The following is a 13,512-nucleotide window of genomic DNA, read 5'->3' as shown; positions in this document are numbered from 1 at the left end:
ACAGGGGTGGGCCGCCATGGCCGGTGGGGCGAAGGGGCGGCGGTTGCCGCGGGCGGTGCGGGAGCGGCAGATGGTGGACGCGGCCGTGCGGTGCTTCGCCCGGCACGGGTACCAGGCGGCGTCCATGGACGAGATCGCCGAGCTCGCCGGGGTCTCCAAGCCCTTGGTCTACCTGTATCTGGGGTCCAAGGAGGAGTTGTTCACCGCCTGCATCCGGCGTGAGGCGGGGGCCCTGCTCGCTGCCGTGGACGCCGGGGTCGGAGGGGCGGAGGTGCCGCCGGACGAGCGGCTCTGGGCGGGACTGCTCGCCTTCTTCACGTACGCCGCCGAGCACCCGGACTCATGGGTGGTGCTGAGCCGGCAGGCGCGGACGCAGGGGGAGCCGTTCGCCGGCGAGGTGGCGCGGATGCGGGACGAGATCGTGGGCTTCGTGGCGGGGCTGATCGGGGAGGCCGCCGGGGAGGCGGAGGTGGACATCACCGGGCGGGACGTGGACGCGCTCGCGCAGGCGCTGGTCGGGTCCGCCGAGTCGTTGGCCAGCTGGGCGAACGAGACTCCGGGGGTGGCGGCGAAGGAGGCCGCCGCGACGCTGATGAACTTCGCCTGGGCCGGGCTCGGAAACCTCATGAAAAGCGAGCGGTGGTCTCCCCGCCGGCGCTTACCGGGCAGTAAGGTTACCGGCTAGTCCGGGCAGTCAGGACAACTCAGGGCTCAACGTACCGACGCACGACCTCAGTTCATCGCGCAGACCGAGGAGCCGCACGTGTCCGTCGTCACCGCCGCATCCGAGACCGACCCGGAAGAGCCGCGCAAGGTGGTGGTGGACGGGCGGGTGCGGGAGGCGTCCGTCCCCGCGCTCGTCCCCCGGGTGGCCCGCGGCTCGCTCGCCGACCTCCCGTACGACAACGCCCGGCAGGACCCCGGGGCCGTCCTCTTCTCCAGGAAGGACGCGGAGGGGGAGTGGTACGACGTCAGCGCCTCCCGCTTCGCCGCCGAGGTGCACTCCGTCGCCAAGGGCCTCATCGCCGCCGGCCTGCGCCCCGGCGACCGGCTCGCGCTCATGGCCCGCACCAGCTACGAGTGGACCCTCATCGACTTCGCCGCCTGGGCCGCCGGGCTCGTCACCGTCCCCGTCCACCCCACCTCCTCCGCCTTCCAGACCCGCTGGATCCTCCAGGACTCCGGCGCCGCGGCCTGCGTCGTCGAGGACGCGGAGCAGGCACGGCTCGTCTCCGCCGAGCGGCGGCAGCTGTCCGGCCTCACCCACCTCTGGGTCCTCGGCACCGGAGCCGTCGACCAGCTCCGCGCGGCGGGCGCGCGGATCGCCGACGAGGCCGTCACCGCCCGCCGGGGACTGCTCACCCCGGAGGCCCTCGCCACCCTCGTCTACACCTCCGGCACCACCGGCCGGCCCAAGGGCTGCGCCCTCACCCACGCCAACTTCTTCGCCGAGGTCGACAACGCCGTCCGGCTCCTCCACCCCGTCTTCGTCTCGGAGAGCAAGGAGCCCGCCGCCACCCTCCTCTTCCTGCCGCTCTCCCACGTCTTCGGACGGATGGTCGCCGTCGGCTGCGTCCGCGCCCGCGTCCGGGTCGGACACGCGCCCTCCGTCGAGGGCGAGGAGCTCCTCGCCGACCTGGCCGGCTTCCGGCCCACGTTCCTCCTCGCCATCCCGTACGTCCTGGAGAAGGTCTTCGACCGGGCCCGCGCCACCGCCGAGCGCGGCGGGAAGGCCGCCGTCTTCGACCGGGCCGCCCGGACCGCCCGCCGGTACGGGCGGGAGGCCTCGCCCTCGCTCTCCCTGCGCGCCGCGCGGGCGCTGTACGACCCGCTGGTCTACCGGCGGATCCGCCGCGCGCTCGGCGGCCGGGTGAAGTACGTGATCTGCGGCGGCTCCCCGCTCGGCGCCCGGCTCACCGAGTTCTTCGCGGGCGCCGGCGTCGAGGTCTTCGAGGGGTACGGCCTGACGGAGACCACGGCCGCCTCCACGGTCACCCCGCCCCGCCGGCCGCGCCCCGGCACCGTCGGCCGTCCCCTGCCGGGCACGGCCGTCCGGATCGCCGACGACGGAGAGGTCTGGCTCAAGGGCGGTCACGTCTTCGCCGGCTACTGGGACGCGCAGCGGGGGGCGGCCCTGCCGTACACCGACGACGGCTGGTTCCCCACCGGGGACCTGGGCTCGCTCGACGCGGACGGCTATCTGCGGATCACCGGCCGGAAGAAGGACATCATCGTCACCTCGGCCGGCAAGAACGTGGCCCCCGCCCCGCTGGAGGACTGGCTGCGCGCCCACCCGCTGGTCGCCCAGTGCATGGTCCTCGGCGACGACCGCCCGTACGTCACGGCCCTGGTCACCCTCGACCACGAGGGGCTGACGCACTGGCGGCGGATGCGGCGCAAGGACCATCTGGCGCTCTGGGAGCTGGCCCGGGACCCGGAACTGCTCGCCGCGCTCCAGCGGGGGGTGGACGACGCCAACCGGCTGGTCTCGCGGGCCGAGTCGATCCGCGCCTTCCGCGTCCTGACCACCGAGTTCTCGGAGGCCTCGGGCCATCTGACGCCGTCCCTGAAGCTCAAACGGCGGGCGGTGCTGCGGGACTTCGCGCGGGAGGTGGAGGAGATGTACGGCTCCGAGGGGGCACGCCCGTAGTGGCGCGCCCCCTGCGGGCGGGGGGTCAGCAGGTGGCGTCGACGGCGTCGCCGTTGGCGGGCTGGTGCGTGGTCGCGGCGCGCAGCCGGTTGTAGTTGGCGACGTACGCGTCGTGGACCGCGGCGTCCTCGAACTGGAGCATCGTCTCGTCGCTCTGGCGCAGCGAGTTGGTGGACCAGTTGTGGCTGCCGGTCCACACGATCTTGCGGTCGGGGGTGTTGTAGTAGTTGCCCTCGACCAGCAGGTACTTGTCGTGGATCCAGGTGGAGTCCTTGCCGCAGTAGTACTTGGTGATGACGCCGTTGTAGGCGTTCGTCGTCTTGGCGAGGAGCTTCTCCAGAGAGGTCTTGCCCAGACCGTTGGTGCCGTCGTAGGTGAGGGCGACCTCGACGTAGCAGCCCTGGGCGTCGAGCTGGACGAGCTTGTCCGCGAGGTAGGGGCGGGAGAGGATCGTCATGGCGACGCGGATGCGGGTGCGGTGGTTGTCGGTGGTGCCGACGACCGAGTTGCCGAAGCACTGCACGTGGTCGAGGACGGTCGCGACCGTGTCCTCACCGGGATCGTTGTAGAAGACCGAGTCGCTGGTCGCGGCGCGCGGATAGAAGTGGATCTTCGCGTTGCCGGAGGCGACGGGCGCTCTGCCGGTGTCGTAGTAGTTGTTGTTCGGGACCTTGGCGGCGAGGTCGTCGAAGTAGCCGTCGTAGGCGTTGTAGACGCCGTCGTTGCCGGTCAGGACGAGGGCGTTGTTCCAGCCGAGGTAGCCGTCGCGACCGGTGTGCAGGTTCGCCGAGGACTGCATGACGACGCGGGGCGTGCCGTTCGTCTCGGTGAAGAGGATGAACTTGTTGTGGTTGATGGCGTTGACGCCGCCCTTGGCCAGGGTGCCGATGCAGCCGCGGGCGGTGCCGCAGTGGGTGACCCAGGACGGCTTGGAGGTGTCGGTGCCGAGCTTGGCGACGAGCGTGTCGTACGGCGCGTAGCCGGTGGCCTTGACGTCGAAGACCGCCTGGACGCGGACCCCGCGGTCGTGGGCGGCGGTCAGGGCGTTCGTGAGCGTGACGTCGTTGAGGTAGTAGTACGACAGCCGGATCCGGGAGCCGGCCGGGGCGCCGTCGATCAGCTCGATCTGCTTGTCGACGATTGCCCGCTGCTCGGCCGCGGTGCCGATCGGGTTGTTGAAGACGGCCTGGGTGGTCACGCCCGTCGCCGCCGTCGTGCCTGCGGTCTCGGCGCCCGCGGGCGCGGCGGAGACGGTGAGGGCCGAGGCCAGGAGCGCCGCGGCCAGGGAGGCCGCACGGAGCTTGTGCCGGATGTGCATGGAGATCCCTTTCAGGTTTCGGACTCCCGTACGACCCGGAGAGGGGTTCGGCAGTTGCAGCTGATTCCGGTCACATGTGGCGGGATTTCTATGGCCAGAGGAGTTCGCGGGTCCAGCCGTCCGCCGTGCGGCGGTAGCGGAGGCGGACGTGGCGGCGGCGGGCGTCGCCCTGGAAGAACTCGACCTCGGCCGGTTCGACGACGTACAGGGTCCAGGTGGGGGCGGGCGCGTCCGGCTCGGCCTCGGCCCGGCGCCAGGCCGCCTCGCTCGCCCGGGCGAGGGTGTCGGGGGAGTCGAGGACCTCGCTCTGCCGGCCGACGAGCGCCGAGGCGAGGGCGCCGGTGGTGCGGGCGTGGAGGTCCTCGTGCGCCTCCTCGGGGGTGCCGGTGGCGACGTGGCCCCGGATCCGGACCTGGCGGCCCTGGACCGGCCAGTAGAAGCCGAGCGCGGCCTCGGGGCGGGCGGCGAGCTGGCGGCCCTTGGCGCTGGTGGCGTGGGAGGCGAAGTGCCAGCCGCGGGCGTCGGCGTCGTGCAGCATCACCGTGCGGACGTCGGGCCTGCCGTCCTCGTCCACGGTGGCCAGGGAGAGGGTGTGCGGCTCGGTCTGGCCGGCCGCGGCCGCCGCCGTGAACCAGTCGTGGAAGAGGGGGAGCGGCTCGGGCGGGGCGCTCGCCGGGTCGAAGGACGGGAGTTCGGTGTCCCAGACCCGGAGGGAGCGGAGGGCTTGGTGGAAGTCGGTCATGCGGCCACGGTAGGGCGTGCGGTGGTGTCGTAGTCCTCGATCGGGACGGCGTTCGCCGTGGCCTGGATCTCGTCGCGGATCTTCTTCGCGATGAGGTTCTTCCAGGGGGTCTTCGGCAGCGTCCGCACCATGAGCATGCGCAGGGCGATCTTCCACTTCCGGTCGACGACCATCTCCTTGACGAAGCGCTCGGCCATCTTCTGGTTGCGCTCCACGCCGGGCCGCATCCGCTGCTCGTAGCGGGCGAAGGCGACGGTGTGGTCGCCGCCCGCCCGGGCGAGCTCGCCCGCCAGGATGTACGCGCCGGTGAGGGCGAGGCCCGTGCCCTGGCCGGAGGCGGGGGAGGTGCAGTGGGCGGCGTCGCCGAGCAGGACGACCCGGCCGGTGGACCAGTGGTCCAGCTCCACGAGGGCGATGGAGTCCAGGTAGAAGTCGTCGGCTTCGGCGGCGTGCCCGAGCAGGCGCGGGATCTCCCAGCCGTCGCCCTGGAAGGTGCGGGTGAGGAAGCGCTTCTGGGCGGCCGTGTCGCGGTGGTCGGGCTGCTCCTGGGTGGAGGAGAAGACGAAGAGGTTCTTGGCGTCGGTCTCGCCGGCGGAGCTGTAGACGCAGGTCAGCTTCCCGGGGAGCGCGTGGTAGGTCTCCCAGCGGTCCAGGCCCAGGTGGTTGGGGGCCGTGAAGATGGAGATGTACGCGCCGAGGTGGCGCTTGAACCGCTCCTCCGGGCCGAAGACGAGCTTCCGGGTGTGGGAGTGGAGTCCGTCGGCGCCGACGACCAGGTCGAAGCGGCGGACGGTGCCGGACTCGAAGGTGACGGTGACGCCGTCGGCGTCCTCCGCGAGGGAGGCGATCGAGTCGCCGAAGACGTACTCGACGTCCTCGCGGGTCCGGTCGTACAGGATGCGGGCGAGTTCGCCGCGCATGATCTCGTCGTCCTCCTCGACGCGGCCGCCGAAGATGTCGGCGGGCAGTTCGCCGATGGTGCGGCCGGCGTCGTCGACGTACGAACCGCCGCGCATGTCCGTGGAGTTGGCGCGGATCTCGTCGAGGATCCCCATCCGGCGGCAGACCTCGATCGCGGTGCCCCGGATGTCCACCTTGTAGCCGCCGGTGCGCAGTTCGGGGGCGCGCTCGACGACGGTCGGGACGAAGCCGTAGCGGTGCAGCCAGAGGGCGAGGGCGGGGCCGGCGATCGAGGCGCCGGAGATCAGGACGGTCTTGGCGGACTTCGTGGCGTTGTGCGTCATGGCAGGACTCCTTGTCGGGTGTCTGCGGGCCGTTCCCCTGCCCGCGAACATGACTATACGGATGTCCTACACGATTGTCTATGACGCTTGTATAGATTCCTCGGGCGGCCGGTCAGCCTCGGCCGAGGACCACCGTCCCCGAGGAGCAGAACCAGCCCCCCGTCCCCGAGGCCACCGCCAGCTCCGGCAGCGAGCCGTCCGGCCGGCGCACCTGGAGCCCCGGCGCCTCCCCGCGCAGCTGCCGCACCGCCTCCACGAGCAGGAACAGGCCCCGCATCCCCGGGTGGCAGGCCGAGAGCCCGCCGCCGTCCGTGTTCACCGGCAGCCGGTCCTTCTCCTGGACGAACGCGCCGCCCTCGCCCTTCGCGCAGAAGCCCAGGTCCTCCAGGGTCACCAGCGTCATGTAGGTGAAGGCGTCGTAGATCTCGGCGACGTCGATGTCCGAAGGCCGCACGCCCGCCCGCTCGAAGGCGAGCCGGCCGCTGACGGCCGCCGGGGAGACCGTGAAGTCCTCCCACTCCGACATCGTGGTGTGCGAGACGTGCTCGCCCGTGCCGAGCACCCAGACCGGGGCCCTGCGGCAGTCCTGGACGTACTCCTCGGCCACCAGCAGCACCGCGCAGCCGCCGTCGCTGCGGATGCAGCAGTGCAGCTTGGTGAAGGGGTCCGCGATCATCGGCCCGTCCAGGACGTCGTCGACGGTGATCGGCTCGCGGAACATCGCCTCCGGGTTGAGCGCCGCGTTCGCCCGCGCCCGGACGGCCACCTCCGCGAGCTGCTCCAGGGTCGTGCCGTACTCGTGCATGTGGCGGCGGGCGGCCATCGCGTACTTGGCGATCAGGGTGTGCCCGTACGGCACCTCGAACTGGAGCGGGCCGCGCGAGCCGAAGGAGAGGTTCGAGGTGCGGCGCCGGGCGCGGATGTCGGCGCGGGCGGTGGAGCCGTACACCAGCAGGACCGCGTTCGCGTGACCGGCGGCGATGGCGTCGGCGGCGTGCGCGGCCATGACCTCCCAGGTGGCGCCGCCGACGGCGGTCGAGTCCACCCAGCGGGGGCGCAGGCCCAGGTACTCGGCGACCTCGACCGGGGCGAGCGTGCCGAGTCCCGCCGAGGCCAGGCCGTCGATCAGGGAGCGGTCGAGGCCGCTGTCCGCGAGGGCGCGGCGGGCGGCCTGGGCGTGCAGGGCGTAGGGGGTGGCCTCGTCGACCCGGCCGCAGTCGGAGAGGGAGACGCCGACGACGGCGACGCGGCGGGAGCTGCGCGTGGTGGTGGACATGAATCTGACGGTACATCAGATTTCTTGAATCGGGGCCGGCGCCTCTCTGGGCAACCGGGCCCGCACCGCCCTAGCATGACGCACCGTCAGATACGGAGGGAGCTCCATGGACACCTCGCCATCCGCCCCGCCGGCGGAACCGCTCACCGAGGAGCAGCAGGAGATCCGCCGCGTCCTGCGGGACCTGCTCGCCGAACGGGCCGGACCGCACGAGAACCGCGCGGCCACCCCCGAGGGACACGACACCGCGCTCTGGACCCGCATGTCCGACACCCTCGGCCTCGCCGGACTCGCCCTCCCCGAGGAGTACGGAGGCACCGGCCGCGGCCCCGTCGACCTCGCCCTCGCCTGCGAGGAGGCCGGCCGCGCCCTCACCCCCTCCCCGCTCCTCGCCACCACGGTCCTCGCCGCCCCCCTCCTCGCCGCCCTCGGCACCCCGGCCCAGCGCGCCGAACTCCTCCCGCGCGTCGCCGACTCCACCCTCACCTGCGCCCTCGCCGTCCCCTCCGGCATCGCCCTCGCCCTCGGCCTCACCGGCGACAACACCGACGGCGACTGGTCGGGAGGCGGCCGGGCCGGCGGCATCCAGGCCGCGCGCGCGGCGGACGGCGGCTGGCGCCTCTACGGCGAGGCCACTCGGGTCGTCGACGGGCACAGCGCCGGACTGCTCCTCGTCGCCGCCCACACCGGCGGCTTCGCCCGCAGCCGCACGCTCCTCTTCCTCGTCCCCGCGGACGCCCCCGGACTCGTACGGACCCGGCAGCCCGCCCTCGACCCCACCCGGCCCCAGGCCACCGTCCAGTTCCGGGACACCGGCGCCGAGCTCCTCGGCGAGGAACCGGCCGACGTCCTCGGCGCCCTCGCCGCCACCGGCCGCGCCGCCGCCGTGATGCTTGCCGCCGAGGCCGTCGGCGCCGCCGGGGCCGCCCTCGACCGCGCCGCCGGGAGCCTCGGCCCCCGCGAACGGCCCGGCCGCCCCGCCGGCCCCGCCCACGCCGCCCGGCACCGCCTCGCCGACCTCTGCGTCCAGGTCGGGGCCGCCCGCTCGCTGACCTACGGCGCGGCCCGCGAACCCGGTCCCGGACCCGAGGGCGGGCCGCTCGCCCTCGCCCACGCCCTGGAGGCGCTGCGCGCCACCGCCGCGGAGACCCTCCAGCTTCCCGGCGGCACCTGGGAGGACGAGGCGCACCTGTGCTTCAAACGGGCCGCCTCCGACGAACTGCTCTTCGGCCCCGCCCGCCGGCTGCGCGCCCGGGCGGCGGAACGGACCGGACTCTTCGGAGAGGAGGCGGCGTAGGTGCCCGCCGGACGGAAGCTCGTGCAGAAGGTGTCCTCGACCCGGACCTTCGCCAGGGTCGCCCCGCACCTCATCCCGGCCATGGACCGGGCCGTGCACCGGCTGACCAGGGGAAAAGTGCTGCTCAGCGCACGGATGCTGCCCGGGGTGATCCTCACCGCCCGGGGAGCGAAGAGCGGACGGCCCCGGGTCACCCCGCTCGCCTGCATGCCCGAGGGGGACGGCCGCTGGCTCCTCGTCGGCTCCAACTTCGGCCGCCCGGGCCACCCCGCCTGGACGGCGAACCTGCTCGCCCATCCGGACGTCGAGATCAACTGGCGGGGCGAGGACGTGCCCGTACGGGCGGAGCTGCTCGCGGGCGGAGAACGGGCGGCGGCCTGGAAGGCGGCGCTGGAGTTCTGGCCGCCGTACGCCACGTACCAGGCACGGATCGAGCGCGAGATCCGGCTCTTCCGCCTCACGCGCCGATAGCGCCCGCACCGCACCGGGCCGGGACCGCCGTCGACGCGCCGCCGCACCCGGACACGGCGACGCCGACGGCGGTCCCGGCCCCGGTCTCGCGGGGTCGGGTCGCCGTCGGCGTCGACGACAGGACGGATGAAGGAGGGGCCGGCGCTACCTGGTCGGCTTCTTGCCCGTGATGCCCAGGTGCACCAACAGCGCCAGGTTCGGTTTGAGTTCGGCCTGCTTCACGCCCCAGGTCTGGAAGCCCTTCTGGTGGCCGGCGACCGAGGCCAGCATCGCCACCAGGGAGCCGGCCATCGCGGCGGGGCTGACGTCCTTGTCGACCTTCCCCTTGCTCTGGAGCTCCTTCACCGCGTCCGTGAGGGAGTTGGTGACCGAGTTCAGGATCTTCATGCGGATCTTGTAGAACCGCTTGTCGCCCTCGGCGGCGCCGAGGTCCACGACCCGCAGGATCGCGTCGTGCTTCCGCCAGAAGTCCAGGAAGCCCTCGACGAGTTCCTCCGAGGTCTGCCATCCGGCCTTGCCGACCCAGGAGCGACCGCTGACCAGCTCGGTCAACGCGGCTCCCTCCTTGGCCATTTCCTCCGCGATCTCGAGGACCGCTCCCTCGACGTCCGGGAAGTACTGATAGAACGTCGCGGGTGAAGTACCCGCCTTCCGGGCCACATCGATGACCTTGACGTCCCGGTAGGGCGAGGAGCTGAGCATCTCACCGAGGCAGTCGAGCAGCTTCTGCCGCGTCGCCTGACCGCGTCGTCCGGCCACGCGGCCGTCGACGGTGCGTACTTGTCCTGTCATGCCGTCAGCTTACCGAGGGGGGATCAGCGCGCGATTCGGCCGACTGCAAATGGGGTGCACCCCCGGCGCATCCCCGTTCCGCGAGGTCGGCGCGGGTGCGTGGCCCGAGGGGGAGGGGCGGTATCGAGCCAGTGCCGGACGCGGTGCCGGACGTGCCGGCGGCGACCGGGGCCGGCGCGGGGAGTCCCGTACCCGAATAGGCTCATGAACGGGCTGTGGACGAGCCCGGTGGGCGACCCAAGCGCCGCAAGGGCTCCGACCCGGTGAATCGCCCCTCTGTTCGCATCTCGGGGCGTGCGGGGCCGCCCCCGCCGCCCTAGCGTGGGGACATGGCCGTACGTACTGAGGGCACCCCCTGCTGGGTGGACGCACAGCTTCCCGACCTCGAGGCGGGCAAGCGTTTCTACGGCGAGCTCTTCGGCTGGACCTTCGACCCCGACCGCGACGAGGCCCTCCTCGACGGCCGACGGGCCGCCGGCCTCGTCCCCAAGCGGGACGGACGCATGCCCACCACCTGGACCCTCTACCTCGCCACCGAGAACGCCGGCACCCTCGCCACCCGGATCAAGGCCGCCGGGGGCCAGATGGTCATGGAGCCCTACCCCGTCGGCCCGTTCGGCGTCTACGCGCTCGCCGCCGACCCCGGCGGCGCGGTCTTCGGCCTCCGGCAGGAGGGCGACGACGACGGCTTCGAGGTCACGGACGAGCCGGGGGCCTTCTGCTGGATGGAGGTCTACACCCGCCGCCCCGACGCCGTCGACACCTTCTACGCCACCGTCTTCGGCTACCTCGGCCGCCAGGCCGACGCGGCCGGGGAGGGCAGGGGCACCGGCTTCGACTACCGCGTCTGGTCCCCGCCCGGCTCCCGGCCCGGCGGCGCCGACGCCTTCGGCGGCCGGGCCGTCATCACCGACGACTTCCCCGCCGAGATGCCCGGCCACGTCCTCGTCCACTTCGCCGTCGCCGACTGCGACGAGGCCTGCGAGACCACCGTCCGGCTCGGCGGCCGGATCGCCACCCCGGCCCTCGACACCCCGCACGGCCGCGTCGCCGTCCTCCACGACAACCAGGGCGCCCGTTTCGCCGTCCGGGCGGAGCCGAAACCAGCCGCTACGGACTGATCCGTCCCCGGCTGTACCGGCCGGTGCGCCCCGTACCGCGGCGCCCCGATATGACGCGTGACACCCCGATCCGCCCCCGGGTTCGCAACCGGGCCCTCGGACAGGAAGAATCAGGGCCACGGGGCCGTACCCTCATGGCCCGTACGGGGAGGTGGCAGGCAAGTGGAACAGCTGACGCAGCACGACCCGAGACGTATCGGGCCCTTCGAGGTGCTGGGCCGGCTCGGCGCGGGCGGAATGGGCCTGGTCTATCTCGCGCGCTCGGCCTCGGGTCGGCGCGTGGCGATCAAGACCGTGCGCACGGAGCTCGCGGAGGACCAGCTGTTCCGGGTCCGCTTCACCCGGGAGGTGGAGGCCGCCCGGGCGGTCTCCGGCTTCTACACGGCCGCCGTCGTCGACGCCGACCCGCGCGCCGCCGTGCCCTGGCTGGCCACCGCCTACGTGCCGGCGCCCTCCCTCGAAGAGATAGTGAACGAGTGCGGGCCGCTCCCGGCCCAGGCCGTCCGCTGGCTCGCCGCCGGTGTCGCCGAGGCCCTGCAGTCCATCCACGGCGCGGGGCTGGTCCACCGCGACCTCAAGCCGTCCAACGTCCTCGTCGTCGAGGACGGCCCCCGGGTGATCGACTTCGGCATCGCGTCGGGCGTCTCCAACACACGGCTGACGATGACCAACGTCGCCGTGGGCACGCCCGCCTACATGTCGCCCGAGCAGGCCCGCGACTCGCGCAGCGTCACCGGCGCCAGCGACGTCTTCTCGCTGGGCTCGATGCTGGTCTTCGCCGCCACCGGCCACGCGCCCTTCCACGGCGCCAACCCGGTCGAGACCGTCTTCATGCTGCTCCGCGAGGGCCCCGACCTGGAGGGTCTGCCCGAGGAGCTGCGGCCCCTCATCGAGTCCTGCATGCAGATGGACGTCACCCGCCGGCCCACCCCGGCCGACCTCCAGGCACAGCTCGCCCCGCACCTCTTCGGCCCCGGCAGCGACGACAGCGGCACCGCCTCCGCCTGGCTGCCGCAGAGCGCCACCGCCATGATCGAGCAGCGTCGCGGCGGCGGCCGTCAGCTGCCCGGTCCGACCGTGCCGCCCCCGCCCCCGCCCCCGGCGGACCCGCCGGGCCCCCGCCCCGACCCCCGCTTCCCGGAGCGGGCGCCGGAGCGCGCGCCCGAGCACGCGCCCGTCGGCGGCCGGCACGCCGGTCCCGCCGAGAGCGCGGGCGGCCCCGTGCGCCTCGGCGGCGCGACCGTGCCGATCGGCCCCGGCCCCCGGGTCGCCGACACCCGGGCGGCGCTCGCCGTCGGCCGGGGCGCCGACGCGGGCCCCGCGACCGGCTGGATCCGGCCGCCCGGCGGCCCGGGCACCGCCGAGCAGCCCCCGCGGCAGGGCTCCCGCCCCGCGTCCGTGCCCTCGCAGGGCACGGACCAGACGGCGGCCCCGCAGCCCCCGCCGGAGCCCGGCCACTGGCGCCCCTGGCGCTTCCGGATGTCGAACGACGTGTGGGGCACCCCGGTCGTCGAGGGCGACCTGCTGTACGTGACCTCCTTCGAGGTGCACGCCCTGGACACGGGGAGCGGCCGGCGCCAGTTCAAGACCCGGGACGTGGCCTGGTCGATGGCCGTCGCCTCGGGCCGTATCCACGCCTCCGACGGCCCCACCCTGTACGCCCTCGACGCCGCCGACGGCGGCGAGCGCTGGCGGCTGCACACGGACGCCTACGTGTACTCGCTGAAGGTCGACCGGGGCACGGTCGTCACCGGCACGCGCGGCGGCGGGGTGCAGGGCTGGGAGGCCTCCAACGGCGCCAAGCTGTGGGAGATCACCGGCGCGCAGACCGACTTCGAGACCGCGGAGGCGGGGCCCGCCGTGCACGGCGACACCGTGTACGTGTGGCGGGACGCCCGGCTCCAGGCCCTCGACGCCCGCACGGGCGTGGAGCGCTGGTCGTACCCGATCGGCGACGCCGCCTCCTGCGCGAACGTGCCGGTCCGGGTGGCCCCGGCCGAGGACGGCTGCGTGTACGTCTCCGCCGGGACCCGGGTCCTGTCGATCGACATCGCCGCCGGGCACGTCCGCTGGCACTTCGAGGCGCCGGCGGTCTTCCTCTCCCCGCCCGCGTTCGCGCCGGGACCGGCCGTCACGGGCGGCGGGGTGTACCTCTCCGACCACCTCGGCACCGTGTACGCCCTCGACGCCACCACCGGCCAGGACCGCTGGCGGATCGCGACCGAGCCGCGCCAGTCCGCCGAGCCGGTGCTCGTCGCCGACGGCAACGTCCACGTCGGCAGCGGCAGCGCGCTCTACACGCTCGACGCGGTCACCGGCACCCCCCGGTGGCGGTTCGCGGCGGGCGGCGAGCTGGTCGGCTCCCCGGTCGTCGCCGACGGCCGGGTGCACTTCGGCTCGGCCGACCACGTCCTGTACACCCTGGACGCGACCGGCGGTCAGCTCCGCTGGAAGCTCGCCACGGGCGGCGAGATCACCGGCTCGCCGGTGGCGAAGGGCGGGGTCGTGTACGCGTGCAGCAAGGACCGCTGCGTGTACGCGCTCGACGCGGCCAAGGGCACGGCGACGGGCAGGGGCGCCGCGGGGCGCTGACGCGGCGGG

Annotated in this window: 11 protein-coding genes; 6 read left to right on the top strand and 5 right to left on the bottom strand. The window is 73.7% G+C overall.

The features are described 5' to 3' along the window. The first annotated feature begins 16 nt into the window (after nt 1–16). Nucleotides 17–685, top strand: coding sequence for a TetR/AcrR family transcriptional regulator (locus ACFYUZ_RS33550; RefSeq protein ID WP_389315662.1), 669 nt, complete (start codon nt 17–19; stop codon nt 683–685). A gap of 78 nt (nt 686–763) precedes the next feature. Next, nucleotides 764–2,650, top strand: a complete 1,887-nt coding sequence (locus tag ACFYUZ_RS33545) for an AMP-dependent synthetase/ligase (RefSeq protein ID WP_389315661.1) — start codon at nt 764–766, stop codon at nt 2,648–2,650. Nucleotides 2,651–2,675: 25 nt separating this feature from the next. On the opposite strand, the gene ACFYUZ_RS33540 is transcribed toward ACFYUZ_RS33545, so the two are convergent. The 4 genes from ACFYUZ_RS33540 to ACFYUZ_RS33525 all read right to left on the bottom strand — a co-directional run bounded on the left by ACFYUZ_RS33540 (nt 2,676) and on the right by ACFYUZ_RS33525 (nt 7,230). Next, nucleotides 2,676–3,968 carry a phosphatidylserine/phosphatidylglycerophosphate/cardiolipin synthase family protein gene (locus ACFYUZ_RS33540; RefSeq protein WP_389315659.1) on the bottom strand — a complete coding sequence of 431 codons (1,293 nt, stop codon included), beginning with the start codon at nt 3,966–3,968 and terminating at the stop codon, nt 2,676–2,678. Nucleotides 3,969–4,056: 88 nt separating this feature from the next. Then, complete coding sequence (locus tag ACFYUZ_RS33535) at nt 4,057–4,710, bottom strand: pyridoxal 5'-phosphate synthase (RefSeq protein WP_389315657.1); 654 nt, start codon at nt 4,708–4,710, stop codon at nt 4,057–4,059. Then, on the bottom strand, nt 4,707–5,954 hold the full coding sequence (locus ACFYUZ_RS33530; RefSeq protein ID WP_389315655.1) for an FAD-dependent monooxygenase: 1,248 nt from the start codon (nt 5,952–5,954) through the stop codon (nt 4,707–4,709). Before ACFYUZ_RS33530 ends, ACFYUZ_RS33535 begins: the two co-directional genes overlap by 4 nt. A gap of 112 nt (nt 5,955–6,066) precedes the next feature. After that, nucleotides 6,067–7,230, bottom strand: coding sequence for an acetyl-CoA acetyltransferase (locus tag ACFYUZ_RS33525; protein WP_389315654.1), 1,164 nt, complete (start codon nt 7,228–7,230; stop codon nt 6,067–6,069). Nucleotides 7,231–7,336: 106 nt separating this feature from the next. Here ACFYUZ_RS33525 and ACFYUZ_RS33520 point away from each other — a divergent pair, with 106 nt between their 5' ends. After that, the gene (locus ACFYUZ_RS33520; RefSeq protein WP_389315652.1) at nt 7,337–8,527 is read left to right on the top strand and encodes an acyl-CoA dehydrogenase family protein; all 1,191 of its coding nucleotides are present in this window, start codon (nt 7,337–7,339) and stop codon (nt 8,525–8,527) included. Further along, complete coding sequence (locus ACFYUZ_RS33515; RefSeq protein ID WP_389315650.1) at nt 8,528–8,998, top strand: nitroreductase family deazaflavin-dependent oxidoreductase; 471 nt, start codon at nt 8,528–8,530, stop codon at nt 8,996–8,998. Between the two features lie 144 nt (nt 8,999–9,142). Here the strand turns inward: ACFYUZ_RS33515 and ACFYUZ_RS33510 are convergent, their stop codons facing one another. Further along, the gene (locus ACFYUZ_RS33510; protein WP_030691742.1) at nt 9,143–9,790 is read right to left on the bottom strand and encodes a TetR family transcriptional regulator; all 648 of its coding nucleotides are present in this window, start codon (nt 9,788–9,790) and stop codon (nt 9,143–9,145) included. 329 nt (nt 9,791–10,119) lie between these two features. On the opposite strand from ACFYUZ_RS33510, the gene ACFYUZ_RS33505 reads away from it, so the two are divergent. Together ACFYUZ_RS33505 and ACFYUZ_RS33500 are read left to right on the top strand one after the other, a co-directional pair. Next, a complete protein-coding gene (locus ACFYUZ_RS33505; protein ID WP_389315648.1) occupies nt 10,120–10,911 on the top strand; it encodes a VOC family protein in 792 nt (263 codons plus the stop codon). A gap of 162 nt (nt 10,912–11,073) precedes the next feature. Beyond that, nucleotides 11,074–13,503 (top strand): PQQ-binding-like beta-propeller repeat protein, encoded by a 2,430-nt coding sequence (locus tag ACFYUZ_RS33500; RefSeq protein ID WP_389315646.1) that lies wholly within the window; start codon nt 11,074–11,076, stop codon nt 13,501–13,503. The last annotated feature ends 9 nt before the right edge of the window (nt 13,504–13,512 follow it).

Source organism: Streptomyces sp. NPDC004266 (assembly GCF_042874095.1).
Lineage (GTDB): Bacteria > Actinomycetota > Actinomycetes > Streptomycetales > Streptomycetaceae > Streptomyces.
This window is presented reverse-complemented; position numbering and strand designations above follow the sequence as displayed.